This is a genomic window from Paenibacillus sp. FSL R7-0313, assembly GCF_037969885.1.
In the GTDB taxonomy this organism is placed as follows: Bacteria; Bacillota; Bacilli; order Paenibacillales; family Paenibacillaceae; genus Paenibacillus.
The window spans coordinates 4,861,127-4,879,139 of the sequence record NZ_CP150219.1; the positions used below are offsets into that span (position 1 = coordinate 4,861,127).

15 protein-coding genes are annotated in these 18,013 nt (G+C 44.3%); 4 read left to right on the forward strand and 11 right to left on the reverse strand.

Annotated features, from left to right (window positions below; genetic code table 11):
* Positions 1–42: 42 nt before the first annotated feature.
* The 3 genes from NSQ38_RS21055 to NSQ38_RS21065 are packed head-to-tail and all read right to left on the reverse strand — an operon-like array spanning position 43 to position 4,923.
* A complete protein-coding gene (locus NSQ38_RS21055) occupies positions 43–1,851 on the reverse strand; it encodes an extracellular solute-binding protein (RefSeq protein ID WP_339783923.1) in 1,809 nt (602 codons plus the stop codon).
* A complete protein-coding gene (locus NSQ38_RS21060) occupies positions 1,848–3,398 on the reverse strand; it encodes a family 43 glycosylhydrolase (RefSeq protein WP_339783924.1) in 1,551 nt (516 codons plus the stop codon). Before NSQ38_RS21060 ends, NSQ38_RS21055 begins: the two co-directional genes overlap by 4 nt.
* 7 nt (positions 3,399–3,405) lie before the next feature.
* Positions 3,406–4,923, reverse strand: coding sequence for a glycoside hydrolase family 43 protein (locus NSQ38_RS21065; protein ID WP_339783925.1), 1,518 nt, complete (start codon positions 4,921–4,923; stop codon positions 3,406–3,408).
* A gap of 161 nt (positions 4,924–5,084) precedes the next feature.
* On the opposite strand from NSQ38_RS21065, the gene NSQ38_RS21070 reads away from it, so the two are divergent.
* The gene (locus tag NSQ38_RS21070; protein ID WP_036670934.1) at positions 5,085–5,954 is read left to right on the forward strand and encodes an AraC family transcriptional regulator; all 870 of its coding nucleotides are present in this window, start codon (positions 5,085–5,087) and stop codon (positions 5,952–5,954) included.
* Positions 5,955–6,075: 121 nt separating this feature from the next.
* On the opposite strand, the gene NSQ38_RS21075 is transcribed toward NSQ38_RS21070, so the two are convergent.
* From NSQ38_RS21075 to NSQ38_RS21090, 4 genes are all read right to left on the reverse strand, one after another.
* On the reverse strand, positions 6,076–7,770 hold the full coding sequence (locus NSQ38_RS21075; protein ID WP_339783926.1) for an ABC transporter substrate-binding protein: 1,695 nt from the start codon (positions 7,768–7,770) through the stop codon (positions 6,076–6,078).
* Between the two features lie 275 nt (positions 7,771–8,045).
* Positions 8,046–8,321, reverse strand: a complete 276-nt coding sequence (locus NSQ38_RS21080; RefSeq protein WP_036670932.1) for a barstar family protein — start codon at positions 8,319–8,321, stop codon at positions 8,046–8,048.
* 14 nt (positions 8,322–8,335) lie between these two features.
* Positions 8,336–8,770 (reverse strand): ribonuclease domain-containing protein, encoded by a 435-nt coding sequence (locus tag NSQ38_RS21085; RefSeq protein WP_338594711.1) that lies wholly within the window; start codon positions 8,768–8,770, stop codon positions 8,336–8,338.
* Between the two features lie 258 nt (positions 8,771–9,028).
* The gene (locus tag NSQ38_RS21090; RefSeq protein ID WP_339783927.1) at positions 9,029–9,790 is read right to left on the reverse strand and encodes an alpha/beta hydrolase; all 762 of its coding nucleotides are present in this window, start codon (positions 9,788–9,790) and stop codon (positions 9,029–9,031) included.
* A gap of 139 nt (positions 9,791–9,929) precedes the next feature.
* Between NSQ38_RS21090 and NSQ38_RS21095 the strand changes: the two genes are divergently transcribed.
* The 3 genes from NSQ38_RS21095 to NSQ38_RS21105 all read left to right on the forward strand — a co-directional run bounded on the left by NSQ38_RS21095 (position 9,930) and on the right by NSQ38_RS21105 (position 12,839).
* On the forward strand, positions 9,930–10,541 hold the full coding sequence (locus NSQ38_RS21095) for a TetR/AcrR family transcriptional regulator (RefSeq protein ID WP_036670928.1): 612 nt from the start codon (positions 9,930–9,932) through the stop codon (positions 10,539–10,541).
* A 27-nt stretch (positions 10,542–10,568) separates the two neighbouring features.
* Positions 10,569–11,450: an AraC family transcriptional regulator gene (locus tag NSQ38_RS21100; RefSeq protein WP_036670926.1), complete on the forward strand. Its 882-nt coding sequence runs from the start codon at positions 10,569–10,571 to the stop codon at positions 11,448–11,450.
* Between the two features lie 108 nt (positions 11,451–11,558).
* Complete coding sequence (locus NSQ38_RS21105) at positions 11,559–12,839, forward strand: glycoside hydrolase family 27 protein (protein WP_036670924.1); 1,281 nt, start codon at positions 11,559–11,561, stop codon at positions 12,837–12,839.
* Between the two features lie 58 nt (positions 12,840–12,897).
* Here the strand turns inward: NSQ38_RS21105 and NSQ38_RS21110 are convergent, their stop codons facing one another.
* The 4 genes from NSQ38_RS21110 to NSQ38_RS21125 form a co-directional block, all read right to left on the reverse strand.
* Positions 12,898–13,254 (reverse strand): hypothetical protein, encoded by a 357-nt coding sequence (locus NSQ38_RS21110; protein ID WP_036670923.1) that lies wholly within the window; start codon positions 13,252–13,254, stop codon positions 12,898–12,900.
* A 138-nt stretch (positions 13,255–13,392) separates the two neighbouring features.
* Positions 13,393–14,121 (reverse strand): amino acid ABC transporter ATP-binding protein, encoded by a 729-nt coding sequence (locus tag NSQ38_RS21115; RefSeq protein WP_036670921.1) that lies wholly within the window; start codon positions 14,119–14,121, stop codon positions 13,393–13,395.
* Positions 14,114–15,559, reverse strand: a complete 1,446-nt coding sequence (locus NSQ38_RS21120; protein ID WP_036670920.1) for an amino acid ABC transporter substrate-binding protein/permease — start codon at positions 15,557–15,559, stop codon at positions 14,114–14,116. The genes NSQ38_RS21115 and NSQ38_RS21120 overlap by 8 nt, the downstream gene beginning before the upstream one ends.
* Positions 15,560–15,903: 344 nt before the next feature.
* Complete coding sequence (locus tag NSQ38_RS21125; RefSeq protein WP_036670919.1) at positions 15,904–18,009, reverse strand: serine hydrolase domain-containing protein; 2,106 nt, start codon at positions 18,007–18,009, stop codon at positions 15,904–15,906.
* Between the last annotated feature and the right edge of the window lie 4 nt (positions 18,010–18,013).

The window sequence follows — 18,013 nt, forward strand, 5'->3', positions numbered from 1 at the left end:
TGCCAAGGGCTGAGTGGGTTCCTTGTAAGAATAAAGTGAACATTAGCGCTCCTTTGGCTTGCTGGTGCGAAACCACGCGTTAACCTCCGATGTGATCTGATCTCCCCCCAGCTTGCGCCAGTTTTCAACGAATTGATCAAACTCATCTATCGACCTGCCTAGAATAATGTTCATATAGGCTTCAAGCTGAAGATCTCGAAGAATAATTTGTCGATCAACCATCGTGTCCGTAATTCCGCCCGTGAATTGATCATAGAGAAGTTGGCCGTTCTTCTCGTATGAATCTGCAATGCTAAAAGCACCCGAAGGCCCATAGGTTTGTTTCCAGCCCCAGCCGCTCTCTACATCTTCCGTTTCATAGGCCACAATGCGTTTGTGAATGGCGAGAGCTTCATTCTGCAGAGCCGAGAAATCTCCTGTACTTCTGGCATCACGAATTTGTTTGTATGCATCTATATTTTTATTACCGGGAAAAGGAGTTACCGGTGAAAGCATCCACACAGCTCGGGAGTCGTCGTTGTAGTATGTTTCATACTGCGCCTGATCCCCCCAGTTGATGTCGAGATGCAGATTCATAAGCTTTACAACGACCTCCGGATTAGAAAAGCCCTTTTTTACGGCAAAGTATTGCCCTGTGTTGGAACGTAGCGGTACAAACAGATTTCGGTCCGAGTTTGCAACAATAGGATATGCCTGCCACTCTGCATCTACATCTGTATCACGGGTGGTCTGGAGCATAAAGGATGTCCACTGTTCACCGTAGAGCATCCCTATTTTCCCATCCTGAACCAGACGAAACGCCTTGCTTCCGCTTTTATAGCCAAAATCCGGATCAAGTTGGCCTTCACGATACAACGTTTGCAGTGCTTTCAGTGCCTCCCGAACTTCAGGCTGTATGCCTCCATAACTGAGGTTTCCTTCTGCATCTTTAACCCATATATTAGGGTAGGCACCGTAGCCTGACATCAAGCCTGCAGCTCCCATAACTGGATCCCAAAGATGGTTCGTTAGCGCAAGTCCGTACGTATCCTGCTCTCCGTTCCCGTCGGGATCTTCTTCTGTAAACGCTTTCGAAACCTGGAGAAGTTCTTCCATCGTTTCAGGCGGCCTTAGCCCCAAATGCTCCAACCAATCGGTTCTAATCCACAGGTACTGCGCAGTCTCAATCGAGGAAGATGATTCGGGAATAGCCATGAGTTTGCCGTCAATGGTTGCCGCATCAAATGCTCCTCTTCCCTCTGCCTCTAATATACTCTTCGTAAGTGGTGAAGCATGTTCTTGGTACACATGGGTTAAATCTTCGATCATTCCAGCGTTGCTCAGTTGTCTAAGTTGATATGGGTTTACTTTTACCACATCTGGGAAACGTCCTGCGGCAAGGGATACACCCAGCTTCTGATTGTATACATCTCCATTAGCAATCCAGTCATAGTGAATTTGAATACCTAGCTCTTTCTCGTACAAACGAGTCCAGCGATTATCCAGCATCGTCTCACCAGGTAACTGACTAATCATGCGCTCAAGGTCATCTCCGGTTTCCCTGACAAAAGAGACTGCTATGGGAGGAGAATACCTCTCAAACGTAGCAGGAAGTTGAATCTGTTGCCCATCTTGCTGCGGATGATGTTGTTTGGTATTACCTTCGGTATGACCTGCTGGTATGGACACAGCAAGGAACAGAATGAAGGTCCATCTTGTTATGTCCAGACATCTCTTATACATGACGACATGCCCCCAGTTCGGTTTGAACAACTCTCTTCTCTCTGTCAACTTTGAATCCATATCATTGTACAACAACTTGTAATTATTGAATACGAAAAGCCGCCGTTGGGCGGCTTTTACATATTTCATTGTTTCTCATCAGGGTTAATCACACGATATTCAAAATTCGAAAAGTCAGCTGTTCCTCCAACCATCTGGGTTGAATATACAAACACCCCCGTTCGGCAACCCATAAAATGATCCAGCTTATATATCATTTTATGGACAATCCCTAGATTTCTCCATTCAATCCCATCGAAATAAGCAAAAGAGCACTCATCCAGATTGTTCTCAAAATTTCCGAATGCTTTTAGTTTAACTACTGGATCTGATACCGGGATACGTTCATGTTCAGTGGCTGGCTTCTGGTCGATCAGATTGCCAAATATGGTGGAATCCTCACTATCTCTGGCATGCATGACCAGGTAAAACTTGCTATCCTGCTTCGTAAGAGCGATCATACCGTATGAACCGATCAGAAAGCACAATCCGGCATAATCCCCATCATTTAGACAACTGCCATCAAGCGTAACTATGGCTTCGCAAGCGGGCCCCATTGAACGCTGGGTTAGTGTGTTTACCGCAAACGTCAGATTTGGGCTGATTTGTCCCGTTCGAACACGATACACCCCCGATTTCTCTGTGACGGACCAGAGTTCATTGTTAGGTGTATGATTCCATTGCCAAAAATCACGGAGGCGGACGCTTCCATCTTCTTCGGGTTCATAATTGAAACTGTCGCTACCTACTAACGGGTTATAACGGTGCTCTGGTCTCGTGCTAGGGATTTCAATCTGCTTAGGCGCTTTGCTTGCAAAAACCGGTATACCTTGATCAAAATGTAGCGGAACCAAAACAGGAACCCGGCCAACAGCCCCATGATCCTGAAACAGCATTGCATACCAGTCTCCATCCGGTGTATCCACGATACCGCCCTGAGCAACACCTGAATTGAAATAATCCATATCGTCATTGAATACTTCTCCACCAGTGAAGACATCTTCCAGAGAGTCGGCCATATAAAACGCCTGTGTTCTCCGTCCGGAAGCTTTCGTTATATGAATCAGGAATACAATATATTTCCCGTTGATCTTGTAGAAATGTGCTCCTTCATAACCAAGGTGATGAGGCTGCTCGTCTTTTACGATCATACGATGCACTCCACCATGTTTGGGCCCGGATAAATCAGAGCTTAATTCGGTCAGATAAATCTCGGTATTACCGTACACGAGATAGGCTCGTTCATCATCGTCGAAAAATAAGGAGCAGTCATGGTAAAACCCTTCGACTACTTGTTTCTTCCAAACTCCCGAGATGGTGGGGGACGTATACAAGTATGTCTTACGAGTATCATTTGCAACAAAGATCACATAGAACATCCCTTGATGATAGCGGAGTGATGCAGCCCACATGCCTTTGCTATAAATATGCTGACCATCCACCAGCCGTTGTGCAGGCGTATCGTCCAATGTGTCGTATACATATGTGGCTACTTCCCAATGGATCAGGTCATATGAACGCAGGATGACACATCCCGGCATCATATGCATGGTTGTACTAACCATATAATATGTGTCCTCTACACGAATAACGTCAAGATCCGGGTAATCGGCCCAAATAATCGGATTCGGATACATGCTTCAATTACACCTCATTTTTTCTGTTAAACTTCCATTCTCTTAAAAGGATGGCTGAGCTGTCTGTTGAACTTTTAAGCTTAATATACAAGTCTTGCACACCTTTTGCACCCGTAACATTAGTTGTTAGTTCCATCCATTGAAGGGAATCGGTCGCAGGCGGAACAATGATTTCTCCAATTAACAGTCCGTCTGCACGATCAAGACGAAGTTCCAACGTACCTTCTGTTCCTTGATTTCCAATAGTAGCTGAGAAGGTTGCCGGTCCTTCACTTTCAAAGTCGACCTTGGATATAGCTATCCAGCTGTCATCTTGCAGCTTAGCGGACATCGTATTCGAGTCTGACGCAGACAACTCACCAGAGTCAAGATATTGCTCTGTTGATACTCCGCTACTCCATCCAATCGTGGAACCGCTTACCCGCCCATAGGGATCGAAGCACTTGAGCTGATCTACGCCCTGATAATCTGCATGCACCTTCTTGATCTTACCAGTAGCCTCATCATGCTCGACTCGATTCAGATGTGTTGAACGGTAACCTTCGGGAATATTCATAGCTTGGCATAATGTCTGGGCATGATAGGCAATGTACCATTGATCCGCTAGTTGAAATATAGCATGGTGGTTGTTGCCGCCAATATCAAAAAAGTGTCCAGGATTCTGGAGTAGCGTTCCCTGATATGTCCATGGTCCCATTGGCTGAACACTGGTCATATATGCAATTTCACCGGGTGGTGGGCTGCCCTCTGGCCGGTCACCTTCGACAAAATTGGAACAATACGTATAGTAGTAACTATTATTATATTTATGTATCCCTGAACTTTCAAACATATAAGGCGCCTGAATAACCTTCGCGATGCCAACCACGCTGATCATATCGTCTCCCAGTCGCATCACTCTTGCCGTATCAGGTCTTTCTGCTTTCCCCTGCGGAATACCACCACCGAAGTATATGTAGGCCTGATGATCATCATCAACAATGACAGCCGGATCGAATAACCAGGTTACTTCCTCCACTCCCGGAGTTTCTCTTGTAATAAGTGCCTTTCCTATAGGATCTATCCATGGACCTACAGGTGTTGGTGCAGACAATACACCAATTCCACTGGCATTGTTGGCGAAATAAAGAAAGAAACAGTCCTTGCCATCCACGATTCGATGAGCAGCTGCGGGCGCCCAGGATTGTGAAGCCCATGTTGCTGCGCCTTGAGGTCCAGCAACTCTGATCTCCCCGTGATCGGTCCAGTTGATTAAGTCATCCGAAGAAATGACCGTAATTCGGTTGATTGAACTGTAACTGTTTTTCTGAGGAAGACCGTCCTGATCATATTCCAGCTTATCACTAGTCATATATAAGTAAACTCGATTGTTAAATACCAAAGCATAGGGGTCGGCTCCAAATTTGTGGGCCACCAGAGGATTACCGTTGGGACGAAGCTTTCCAATCTCCCCTGCAATACGCTCCAGATTGGCAGCTTGGTCTTGCTTTTGCTCACCAGCATGTGGTGTTGATTGATGATTCATCGAAAGAATCCCCCTAAAATCGTTTTAGTTGTGCCTTTTACAAGAAAGCGTTTGCAATACAAAAGGTATCATGATAGGATGATTACATTTTAAGGTAAGCTGAGTACAATTTCATTGCGTTAACCGCTCTATTTATTGCATGAAATGACGGGAGGTACTTCATGAGTGGATCCTCTGAGTGTTTTTATGATCCCATCCAGCCTGAGCTCTTATATCTACACAGCGTAACGACGTATAAGCTGGAAACGATCTATCATCGCCATAATGCGTACGAGATCTACCTGTTTCTTCGTGGCAACGTTCACTTTTATGTAGAAAATCGATGTTACCATGTACAGCCTGGCGATTTGCTTGTGATGTCACCCGAGGAGATGCACCGAGCCTTTATTCTGGATGAATCTGAGTATGAGCGAATTACAATCAATCTCAAAAAAACATATCTGTTTCAGCTTTCCACACCATCAACCAATCTATCGTCATGTTTTGATCATCGCCCCAAAGGAACAGGCAACATCGTACATTTAGACGACTATAACATGAAGCAGATGCTGCAATGTACGAACGAACTGGAAGGATTGCTTGCTTCCGATGCTTATGGCACCGATATCAAAATAAATGCAGCCGTAGCCCAATTGTTGGTCATGATTAACGTCTGGTTCCATAACAATTCCTTTGTTCCCAATGACATTATGCCTGAACTGGTTCGTGAAACCATGGATTATATTGAAACACATCTAAATCAAGACATTACGCTTCGCAAACTTGCCGAAGTGTTCTACATGAATAGTACTTATATCAGCCGCCAGTTCAAAAAGCATACTGGATTGACAATCCGTTCCTACATTTTGGGTCGACGTATTGAACGGGCCAAATTCCACCTGTCAGAAGGAATGAGTATTACGGATGCATGCTTTCAATCGGGCTTTAGTGACTATGCCAATTTTATTCGCAGTTTCACCAAAATGGTCGGCATCTCCCCCGGTAGATATATCAAACAAAGACGTGATGCGATGGAAGCTTTGCCACAATAATGACAAGCTCATTCAATGTAAACTAAAAAACATCAAGCCATCCTGCATGGCTCGATGTTTTTTTAGTTCTTGATATACTTCGGATCTGCAAACAATTCATTATTGTAATTATATCCGTAAGTTAATTGATCTCTTTTCCCGTCCACAATCGAACGCGATCTTTAATCCACTCCGTATACTGCTGTTCCATGCCTACTGCACCTGCATTATCAAGTTCGGTAATCATATTGTCGTATATGCCTTCAAAGGCACTTGGAGAGGATGTAATCGCTTCGGCGATCCGTTTCTGAATAATATCCTGCGTTTTCTGATACACAACGTTATAATCCCCGCTATCCGAAGGTATCGGCATATTGTAAGCCGCGCCCCATTCTTTCACCGGAAACTCTTCTTCGGAAGGGAACAAGTCCTTCCATGTAGTTATGCCATAACCTTTCAACGCTTCTTTCTCCTCATCAGAATAACTTTGCTGAATCTGTTCAGGATAATTCGTTGTATAGTAGTTATCCGTTGAATCTTTGACACCATCCCCGTAGTGAGCACCGAAAATGTAATACAAGCCTACTCCGGTTTCTTTGGTGAATGTGTTATTGTCTTTGTTTTTACGTTCCTGTACATCGGCCGGGATGGTGCGAACACCCTCTTCCACGTTATATTGCTCGCCTTCAACGCCCCAGTTTCTCAATACTTGCCCTTCTTCAGAAGACATCCAATCCAAAAATTTGATGGCACGGACAGGATCTTCACAATCGACTGTTATGCCAATACCATAACCATCAAAGCCGATATTCTGGAAATCTTTACGTTGAAAACTGTCATCTAACGTTACCGGATAGAATCCGTAGGTCATATCGTCTTTCCCTGCGCTTTTCAACGCATTTTCCGCATCACTGAATCCCCAGCTTGGATCAAGCAAGGATAACACGCGACCACTGGCGATTTTGGACTTATACTGGTCATCCTTCTGAACAAAACTGTCCTTGTCCAGCAAACCTTCATTGTACATCTTGTTCAACCACCGGAAATATTCCTTCTCCTCAGAACGTTTGTAATGTAGAACGGCTTCGTAGGTGTCAGGATTGATGAAATACTCACCATCTCCAGGTCCTCCAGTAGACATGACAGCGGGATCAGTAACAGTGATCATTCGCCGCCATCCATCTGCACTAAGCGTCAGCGGAATTGTGGGTTGGCCATCATCTGTGGTCGGATGTTTCTCGTAATATTCACGTAGCACATTTTCGAAATCGTTTAAGGTTTTGATCTCAGGATACCCGAGTTCCTTGACTACACGATGTTGAATGGCAGTACCATTCGTCGCATCGAAGCTGACCTGATCGATTGCACCATTCGTTGGAATCCAATAGATTGAAGGATCGTCATTGCTGTATTTCAACCGATTGAAGTGCTCACCGTAGATCTTTTTCAAATTGGGGGCGTGTTCTTCGATCAGATCCGTCAAATCAATCATTGCCCCGGCATCAACGAGTCTGGTCAAGTTACCTTTTGGGAAGATCAAATCCGGATAATCGCCGCTGGCAGCCATCAGGGAAATGCGGTCGTTTCCACCTCCGCTCGAAATATCGAATTCTGCATCAATGCTTACACCGGTTTCTTCCGTAATTTTCTTCCCTACAGCATCCTGCATTTTGTTCCAGTTCGGACTTGCATCTGCCCCGAAGAATGTAAATGTGATCGGGCTGTTGGGGTCACTCGTATTTGATTCGGAATTCTCTCCAGCGTTTCCGCAACCGGCGGAAACTAGCACAACACTTGTTACGAGACATGCTCCTAGCATTTTTGAAATGGCTCTCATTATTTTTCTGCCCCCTAAATGGTGTTAGTCGTAATAACCAATCTAGACCTTACGATGGTTCGCTTTGAAATAGTATACGCTTACATATTCAACCGTTAGTAAACGATTACAATCCTGCCTACCCTATTCCATGTTTAAAGTATAAGGAAGTCTAATCACCCCAACCTTGATTATTAAGCCATGAAAATAGCATGATCTAGACATGTGTCTCAGTAAAAATGTGAAGACCAAAAAAGCGATGGTTGCCCATCGCCTCATAAAATCAAACCTGCTTTTCAATAATATAATTCCAACGTAAATCCTAGGATCTCCCCTTCCACATCACGCAACAATTCCATGACCTGGTCAGCGTAATCTCCAAGAATCTCTTTGCTTTTCTCAAAACCAATCCATTGAACAGTAAGCGGCATGCTTACAGCCCCAGTCAAGACATCCCATAGTGCGTCCAAATTGCCTCCATAGCTCTCGTCTAACTCAAGCTGGTTCTGAAAAATTTGATGAAGCTCTTCCTTACTGTGAAAGTCGTTTCCGTTAATCTGAATGATGCTCATATCATTTCCTCCGTTTATTTTAACTGTTCAAATGACTTGTAATGATCTGTCGTCTGGTAGATTAAACCGTCATTTGAGTATAGAATTCGATCGCTTCCGCGCCGTCCTCCTGAGTAATTTATATCGGCTTCATACCATATGCGGCCTTTTTTCTTTGGAAGTAGTCCTTCCCGGTTTCCGAACACGTCGCCGCCAATGCTTTTGCCTGGAGCGACTTCATGTAAATTCCCTTCACTTGGTTCCCAGCCCAATTCTCTGGCCTCTTTCTTGGTAATGTAATTTGGTGGGAGTTCATTATGCTCCGAGATATAATTGGCAACCTCATCAAATCCCATATCCTCCGAAACTTGAGGCGATCCAATATCAAGTACAGACTCTGATGTACAACCCGAGAACAATAATGCAGCGAGGATGATCACTAACGTGTAAGCAAATTTTCTGAAAAACATAATCTTTTCTCCTTTTGATGTTCTTGCTCTTGTTGTCTTCAGTTTTACTGCTACTTCGATGACAATGCCTTTAATGTTAACGACTTGTGGTAATTAAATCAATTCCGTAGGCCCATCATTGAATTGAAATTCAATCAATATAAGCAGTCAACCCTACTATATTGAGGCATACTCGTATCCTTCAACAAAAAAAGCCGCTAAAATAGCGACTTTAATCGTACCACGGATCATTACCATTCAACACATTAATTTATTATATTATTTTAATTTATCCATCCAGTTCCCTAATGCTGCTACAACCTCTTCCAACTGCTCTTCTTCCGTAATAGCAGGCTGATTATCTCCTTTTTGCATGCCATATGAGCCAAATTGACCGTGATTTCCACCCTCAATATTCACATATGTCGTGTCTTCCGGAAGATTTGCTTTGGAGTTCTCCCAATCTTCCCTGTTAAGCACTCCGTCATCCGAGCCTGTAATCTGTAAGATAGACAAGTCCGTATTCTTCAAGCTACCTCCTTCATCTGCATAAGAAGCCAAGAAAAAGACGCCTTCCAACTTTTCATTGTGCTCTGCAGCATATCGTGATGCAAATGATCCTCCCAATGAATGGCCACCAATTACAAATGCTTCATTGGGATGTTCTTCGATAAAGGAATCAGCCTTGTTTTGACCGAAAATCGCCAAGTTTATTGGCATGTTTGCGATATATACGCGGTGACCCTGTTCTGCCATTTCTCTGGCAAGTGGAGAATAACTTTCAGGTTCAACCAGACCGCCTGGATAAAAAATAATATTCGGTTTGGTTATCTCTATACCCACGGGTTCAAATCGGTAACCGTCCTTAATATTGGTGACATTAACCTGAGCATCACTTGTCATCGCCGTTTCCGCTCGTTCAGAAGGACTATACGTAACCGAATTGAGATATACGAAAACGCCGGCCACGATGATAACGATGGACAGGATCGTCCACATGATTATCTTTTTCCATTTGTTTGTACGTTGTGCTGTTTTCAACCTTAAAACCACCTTGTTATGAGGATAATGTGTTTTCTTTTTTAACTCTTCAGTAATTATACTTACCGGTAAGTATAATTACAAGCTAGTTTTGCTAACTATCGTTATTTGTCATAAAATATTCATGGAGGGAAGTCTAATGACAGAAAAATCACACAAACGTTTGCCTGGAAGACCCAAACACGGAGACGACGATATCTCAATTCAACAAACGATTATTCATACAGCTTCAAAGCTATTCATGGAGTATGGCTACGAAACAGTCACACTTCAGCAAATTGGCAAAGCATGTAGCGTGTCAAAACCAACCATTTATTATCATTTCACCAGTAAACCAGAGCTTTTTAAGGTTGCCTTTACAACGATGCTACAGAATGTGAGTCGGTTAACCTCGCATATGCTTGATCAAGCCGAGAATCTGGAGTCGGGGCTTGTGCGATTGGCAGAGGCCAGACTGGGCAATCCACATGCGGAGATTGAAACCATGCTCAGAGAAGCTGAGCCTTTTCTTGAACCAGCTCAAATTCAGGATATACGCAACGCGGAGCATCAGATTCACGAAGTGTTAGCCTCCCATTTCCAACGGGCAATGGATGAAAACAAACTGCGGACGGACGATCCGTTTTTCTTGGCAGAGACCTTCTCGACTATGATGTTAATGGGTAATCGGGAAGATAACCTGCATAAATATGGTTCCAACTTTTCACTAGGCCAGAAGCTAGTAGATATTTTCATTCGCGGAGCGCAGTAAAAATTCAGGGCAACAAGGAGAGCTGACATGAATATCCCTAGAGGAACCTATGGGTTTCGATTCGCCGAAGACAAGGAGCTCCAACTGTGTGTACTCTATGCGGCTGGAAGTGATTCAATAACTGATCCTTCTTATCATTGGGATGGACTCGAACGTTCGGACGGGCCTCTCCTGTTATTCCAATATACACTCTCGGGTGAAGGTGTATTTGAGTCGAATAATCGCATTCATCATGTTACCGCAGGACAAGCTTTTTTGGCCGAAATTCCAGGACCACATCGCTATTACTACCATTCAGCATCAAAAGAACCTTGGGAGTTTCTGTTCCTGTTGTTCAGGCCCACTCTTATTATGCCCCACTGGCGAAAATTTCTTCGTGAAGCGGGAGAAGTTCCCTACCTTCCCGCTGATTGTACACCGATCCGACTGTTGCGGATGATCGTGACTGATGCGGCGGCAGGCAGAATCACTGATCCTCTGATCGCATCATCCAGCGTATATCAGTTCATGACAGAATTGACTCGATTACAGAAAACAACATTGCGCAACAGGGAGAATTGGTCTGAGAACATTCAAATAGCCGTTGAATACATAGAAAACAATTACTCCAAGATGATCAGTATCGATCACCTTGCGGAGCATGTTTCCCTTTCCAAATATCACTTTATACGTCGCTTTTCCGCAAGTACTGGCTTGACGCCAGGTACTTATCTGACCCGTGTACGTACCGAGAAAGCAATGGAACTGCTGCGCGGAACTACGCTTAGCATTGAAGTCATCGCCAAGCAAGTCGGGTATTCCAGCGGAAGTTATTTTATCAAAGCCTTTCGCAGCATAACCGGCGTTACGCCAGGTGAATTTCGTAGTGGCGGAGAAAGCCTTGTGTACCGTAAATTGTTCTTCGACTAACCGCAATATTTTGCTATCCCACACTCAACATTACTGTAGATATTAATAAAATCCTTTATTATGATGAATTGAGCGAGAGCAATAATTAATCCATAAAGGAGCATTCCCATGAATCATACGCTTGCAGCATCAACTCCACCGCTTGGCTGGAACAGCTGGGATTGTTACGGCGCGGCCGTTACGGAAGACGAAATTCGTGGCAACGCCGAGTACATGGCAGAACATCTTAAAGACTTCGGCTGGAGCTATATTACGGTCGATATTCAATGGTACGAGCCTTTGGCCAATTCTTCGCAATATCGTCCGTTCGTCCCACTCATCATGGATGAATATTCGCGGCTTATGCCTGCCGAGAATCGGTTTCCCTCCGCTGCAGGTGGACAGGGATTCAAGCCATTAGCAGACTACGTCCATAGTCTTGGGCTACAATTTGGCATTCACATCATGCGCGGTATTCCACGTCAAGCTGCACATGCGGCTACTCCGATTCTGGGTACAACCGCCACTGCGCGCGATATTGCTCATCCGAATTCCATCTGTCCGTGGAATACAGATATGTATGGTGTTGATAGCTCAAAAGAAGGCGCACAAGCCTACTACGATTCGCTTTTTGAACTGTATGCACAATGGGGCGTTGACTTGGTGAAGGTGGACGATATTGCTGCTTCCAGGCTCTATGACACCCATCAGCCTGAGATCGAAATGATTTCCAAAGCAATTGAGCGCTCTGGTCGGCCCATGGTACTGAGTCTCTCTCCTGGCCCTGCCCCGGTGGAATACTCAGAATTCTTAGCTGATCATGCCAACATGTGGCGTGTCACCGACGATTTCTGGGACCTTTGGCCGCTGTTATTGGATATGTTCGACCGCTGCCGGACGTGGCAGGGCGTTCCCCAAGCAGGCTGCTGGCCAGACTGTGATATGTTGCCTTTGGGTCATATCGGTATCCGTTCTGTAGACGGTGGTGGAGCAGATCGTTGGACTCGGTTCACGCCTGATGAGCAGTTGACGATGATGTCGCTGTGGAGTATCTTCCGTTCCCCACTCATTTTTGGTGGTGAACTGCGAGATAACGACGACTGGACACTATCTCTGCTAACTAATCGTGAGGTTCTGCGAATGCATCGCGAGAGTTACGGAGCCAAAGAAGCCTTACGCAAAGAAGAGCTTATTGTATGGACTGCCCAGCATGCGGATGGTTCCTCTTACGTAGCTGTATTCAACATAGGTGAGAATGCTCTACCTGTGGATCTATCCATTGATGAGGTCGGACTGTACGGCATTACCAAAGGTACTGAATTGTGGAGCCGAGAAGCAGCTGAATTTACAGAGAACTCCTTAGTTACTACTGTAGCTGCGCACGGTGTGCGTCTCTATCGGTTTTCGTAAGTTTGCAAAAGAAAAAGAGAGGTCTGTCGTTCATTAGACAGACCTCTCTCTCATTTCATCAGTATGTATCCATGACTTGAACGGCCAGATGAAATGCTTTAATCCTTCTTTCCAGAAGAGTCTTTTGCGAGCTACCTTCCTTGGACTTGGCATACATGCTTTCAAGGGATGGAAACAATCCAATCAAGACAAGACGGGCTTCTGTTATATCTTCCTTGGTGTATGAATGAGCTTTTTGATTCCAGACATTTTCCAATAACGCTGCGCCGATATGCAGAGCTTTGAGGCGTTTTTGTAATAAGGTAGTATTTGAACTTTTCTGAATCATGTTTTCTAGAGCATTTTCCGATTTGCGGATGGTTGATTGAAAGGCTTTGATAGATTCCAGTTGATCTTCTTGTGACACATTTTCCATGGAGTACAGACCTCGCTTTCTTCGCTTATTTGGTTGGTCTTTCAAGAAAAGAGCGATACCTATTAAATCACCTCATAAATATAACAAAAAAAGCCGCTTAAAATAGCGACTTTTAATGTGTTAATGCTTGATTCAGTGCTAGAGTACCTTTTCCAAAAAGCTGATCGTCCGTTCATTCTTCGGATTTCCAAATATCTCTTCAGGAGTGCCCTGCTCGACAATATAACCACCGTCCATGAAGATCACACGATCAGCTACTTCACGTGCAAAACCCATCTCATGGGTAACGATCATCATCGTCATACCTTCGCTCGCGAGGTCCTTCATAACACCAAGAACTTCTCCTACCATTTCAGGGTCAAGAGCTGAAGTCGGTTCATCAAATAACATAACATCCGGATTCATAGCAAGCGCACGAGCGATAGCTACACGTTGTTTTTGTCCACCTGACAGTTGTGTTGGGAAGCTATCTGCTTTATCAGACAGACCCACACGTTCAAGTAATTTGAGTGCTGTATCGCGCGCCTGCTGGGCATTTAATATCCCGAGTTCTCTGGGCGCAAACATGATGTTTTTAAGTACACTAAAATGAGGGAACAAGTTAAAATGTTGAAATACCATACCAATATTTTCGCGAGCTTTGTTCAGGTTGGTTTTAGGGTCATTCAGATCCTGATCATCCACGATAACCCGGCCTGCCGTAATCGCATCTAATTGGTTAATGCAGCGCAAGAAGGTACTTTTTCCCGAACCGGAAGGCCCGATGACACAGACAACTTCTCCTTCGTTGACCGCCACATCAATTCCCTTGAGGACCTGATTCGAGCCGAAACTTTTCTTCAAACCTTCAACTTTTATTTTAGCCACGACGAACCTTCACCTCCAGATAATCAGCAATTTTGGTCAATGTGATGATGACAATCAGGTACATAACCGCAACCGTTAACCAAATGTCAAAAGAGGAGAACGTTCTTGCAATAACAATTTTACCCGATTGCGTCAACTCTACGAGACCAATAACGGATAAGATTGACGTATCCTTCAACGTGATAACCATCTGGTTAATGAAGGACGGAATCATAACCCGCACTGCCTGCGGAATGACAATCTTTATCATCGCTTTGCGATAAGGAAGACCCAATGAACGGGCAGCTTCCATCTGACCACGATCAATCGATTGAATCCCGCCTCGGATAATCTCGGTTACGTACGCTCCTGCATTCAGACTAAGTGTCAGAATCGCTGCCAAGAACAATGGCATCGTGAAGCCCATCGCCTGTGGAATCCCGAAATAAATAAAGAATGCCAGGACAATCAGCGGAATGCCGCGGAAGATATCTACAAATACAGTGGCAACACCACGAAGGAATTTGTTCTGTCCCACCTTCATAAATCCGAAAATCAGACCGATGATAAACGCAAAGAATAGGGACACAATCGTGTATAAGAGTGTTTTTCCCAGACCTTTGAAAAGTGCTGGAAGGGATTTCTGAATTAGCTCCCAACGCCCCTGATTTGCGACTTGGGCATTCTCGCCAACATATTCTTCGATAATGCGCTCATATTCACCACTAGCTTTGATATTCACAAGACCAGCATTAAACATCTCCAGAAGTTCCTGATTTTTACCCTTACTTACCGCAAATCCGTAGGAAGCCCCGTCTTCTTTAGCGGTAACAATTTTTAAACCATTATTCTGTTTTACCCCATATCTTAAAACGGGTTCATCTTCAAAACAGGCTACCGAATTACCAGTCTTTACATCATCATACATTTGATATGATTCGTCGAATGGAACAATCGTAAACCCATACTTTGAGGCGATGGATTCAGCAAAGCTGTACCCTTCTGTTCCCGTTTTTACAGCGACCTTTTTACCACGAAGATCTTCGTAGCTTTTAATGGTGTCATTATTGGCGCTAATTCCCATAACAACGCCTGAATCATAATATGGCTCAGAAAAATCAAATTTTGCTTTTCTTTCATCTGTAATACTCATCCCTGCGATCACACCATCGACTTGATTCGCCTCAAGTGCCTGTACAGCTGCATTAAATCCCAGAGCTTTAATTTGATACTTAAAATTTTGATCTTTGGCGATGGCATCCAGCAAATCCATATCGATACCAACAAAATCACCATTCTCATCTTCATATTCGAATGGAGCAAATGTGACATCAGTTCCGATAACATAGGTTTTACCGGAATCGGACGCTGCAGCAGCGTTCCCTACCCACCCTGTTAGACCGCTCACCAGGAGCAGCATCAGTGAAAGTATAAAAAATGAGATCTTCGTTGTTTTCATGTGTCCTCCCCGTCTCGGTGTTGTCCGAATAATTCATTATTTTCTTGGAATAGGTATTACTGTTAACCTTTTTGTCGATCTTCTGCCCATTTGATTGTTATTATTTACTGTATATTAACAATCAATGCTTTGCCTTTCCACTTGCAACATTTTCCTCCGTCATTTTTTTCCAACCAGTAAAAGCCCTTTTAATACTTACCCTCCAGGTAAGCTTTGCGAAACCCAATACTACATCGTGAATCTGAAAAAAGGTACATTTACTTTAAAACGTATTATTTAAAATTTAAAACTCAAAAAAAGCCGCGATTTCCGCGACTTTTTGTTATACAGTTTTTTGTCATCTATTAATTTGCTCTGATTGTCAATACAATCTCGAACTTCGAACCAGCTTCACCCGCGAAGACAATGGTTCCGTTCTCAGGCAATACAATTTCGTTTTGACCACTGACCACTGTATGATTCATGCCTACACCCGCTTGGTTGTATACAGCAAATGCGCTGTTTGCAGACATCTTGACGGTCATTTCTTTACCTGCAGCTGATGTTGGAATCGAGTACCATGTGGCATGACCATTCGCCTGAATCGTAGTCTTCGATTGTTTTCCCGCATAGATCGGTTTGATGATGTCTTGAGCAGCATAAACGTTGCCTCCAGCTGTAACATATTCCACGCCATTTTCCTCATAGAAATTAAACTCCATCGTGTCACGGCCCGCTAATCCAGGAATTTGCAATTGGTTCACGGCTTGGTTAGCTCCAACAATTTTGTTGGTGTAGATATAACCAGACAGCTCATTAAAAGTATGAATGGGAATCATCGGCATCGCTGCGTTGTACAGTGTTGATGTGTATTTTTCATTGACCAACACGTAGGCTTTGCCTTCCCGTTTCTGCCATGCGGCCTTTACTTCTGCAGACAATTCATTGGTTTCAAGCTTTTCTGCTTTATATTCCGAGGAAGCAACTTGCCCAAGCCCAGGAACGGACTGATACGAGCGAGACCACAAGTATGTGTTCCCGTTGACTTCCTGAACGAACTTCAGCTTTTCCGTAGCCGCATCATTAACAAATGAGCCATCATTGGTGTACGTATAGGTCTGATCAAGACTGTTAGGAGAGGACAGATTAGATAGCGTTAATTGCCCATCATCTTTTACGTCCATCTTCATTAACATGTTTGCCCCACCCGCGTATATCCCAGTGTGCTGTGTAAGTTCCTTCGGCATGGTTGTTTTCACCGGTGCATCATAAGACTTCTCCGGCTTACGCTCTGGAATGATATTCTTCTCCTCAAGCGCGCCAAGCAACAGCTCAGTTGCCAGCAATTGATCCGTTGAGCTATGACCACCCGAAGAGGTTACCGCAGCAGCCATATTATACTCCGGAAGTACAATCAATGAGGAATGATAGGTTATTGTATTGCCGCCTTTGCTTACTGCCTGGATGCCGTAATCATTAAAAGGAAACAGGTTCACGCTGTCCCAGCCCAGGCCGTAACCAATAGAAGAATCGCCTTCTTCTGGCCACATGCCTCTCTTGTATTCTTCTTGCTCCATGGCCTCTACGGATTCCTCCGAAAGAACACCTTCAACCTCACTTGTAAAGATTTTCGAGAACTGAACCAGATCTTCAGCGGTGGAATAGATGCCTCCCGAGGCAATCATATTTGTAGTCTCTAATGGGAGTTGCTCCTCATGCGAAGGGGAATATGTTGCTGCCATCTGGCTAAAGTCCACAATATCCTGTGGTGTTTTGGTATTCTCCATACCAAGAGGTTCGGTTATGTACCGGTGCATGAAAGTTGTGAAGCTCATGCCGCTAACCCGCTCAACCAGAATTTCAGCTAATGTAAAACCGTCATTACTATACACCGAATATGCGCCAGGATCGGCCTTCAAATGTTGCGTCGCCAATTGTTCCAGTAACGTATCATGTGCATAGGTATCATTATCTCCAAACAGTATTGCACTGTTACTTGATGTTCCGAGAAGTCCGGATGAATGATTCAGTAACATGCGTGGTGTAATCTGTTGGTAACGCTTGTCTTTCATTTTAAAGTCTGGAATATACTTCACGACAGGCTCATCAAGATCGATCTTGTCCTCGTCAACGAGCTTCATTACGGCGGTTGTGAGCATCATTTTGCTGGTTGAACCAATGCCATACATGGTATCTGAAGAAAGCGGGATGTTGTTTTTCAGATCATTTTTGCCTGCCTGACCGGAGATCACAATCTCGCCCTCATCCATCAGTGCGTACTGCACACTTGTCGTAGCGTATGATTCAGTGAGTACCTTTGCCTTCGCGCTTACTGCCTTTTTAGTTAGATCATACGTAGGGTTACTATCGTTACTGGTAGCGGGTGTGGCCATGGCCGACATTGGGGACATCATTGCAAACACCAAAGTTATGGCGGCGATAGACGTTCGTTTCTTTCGTGTCAATCTCATCTTC

What these genes read in the sequence shown, in the direction of transcription:
- NSQ38_RS21055 (WP_339783923.1), bottom strand. Translation starts at nt 1,851, where the DNA reads ATGAAATATGTAAAAGCCGCCCAACGGCGGCTTTTCGTATTCAATAAT.
- NSQ38_RS21060 (WP_339783924.1), bottom strand. Translation starts at nt 3,398, where the DNA reads ATGTATCCGAATCCGATTATTTGGGCCGATTACCCGGATCTTGACGTT.
- NSQ38_RS21065 (WP_339783925.1), bottom strand. Translation starts at nt 4,923, where the DNA reads ATGAATCATCAATCAACACCACATGCTGGTGAGCAAAAGCAAGACCAA.
- NSQ38_RS21070 (WP_036670934.1), top strand. Translation starts at nt 5,085, where the DNA reads ATGAGTGGATCCTCTGAGTGTTTTTATGATCCCATCCAGCCTGAGCTC.
- NSQ38_RS21075 (WP_339783926.1), bottom strand. Translation starts at nt 7,770, where the DNA reads ATGAGAGCCATTTCAAAAATGCTAGGAGCATGTCTCGTAACAAGTGTT.
- NSQ38_RS21080 (WP_036670932.1), bottom strand. Translation starts at nt 8,321, where the DNA reads ATGAGCATCATTCAGATTAACGGAAACGACTTTCACAGTAAGGAAGAG.
- NSQ38_RS21085 (WP_338594711.1), bottom strand. Translation starts at nt 8,770, where the DNA reads ATGTTTTTCAGAAAATTTGCTTACACGTTAGTGATCATCCTCGCTGCA.
- NSQ38_RS21095 (WP_036670928.1), top strand. Translation starts at nt 9,930, where the DNA reads ATGACAGAAAAATCACACAAACGTTTGCCTGGAAGACCCAAACACGGA.
- NSQ38_RS21100 (WP_036670926.1), top strand. Translation starts at nt 10,569, where the DNA reads ATGAATATCCCTAGAGGAACCTATGGGTTTCGATTCGCCGAAGACAAG.
- NSQ38_RS21105 (WP_036670924.1), top strand. Translation starts at nt 11,559, where the DNA reads ATGAATCATACGCTTGCAGCATCAACTCCACCGCTTGGCTGGAACAGC.
- NSQ38_RS21110 (WP_036670923.1), bottom strand. Translation starts at nt 13,254, where the DNA reads ATGGAAAATGTGTCACAAGAAGATCAACTGGAATCTATCAAAGCCTTT.
- NSQ38_RS21120 (WP_036670920.1), bottom strand. Translation starts at nt 15,559, where the DNA reads ATGAAAACAACGAAGATCTCATTTTTTATACTTTCACTGATGCTGCTC.
- NSQ38_RS21125 (WP_036670919.1), bottom strand. Translation starts at nt 18,009, where the DNA reads ATGAGATTGACACGAAAGAAACGAACGTCTATCGCCGCCATAACTTTG.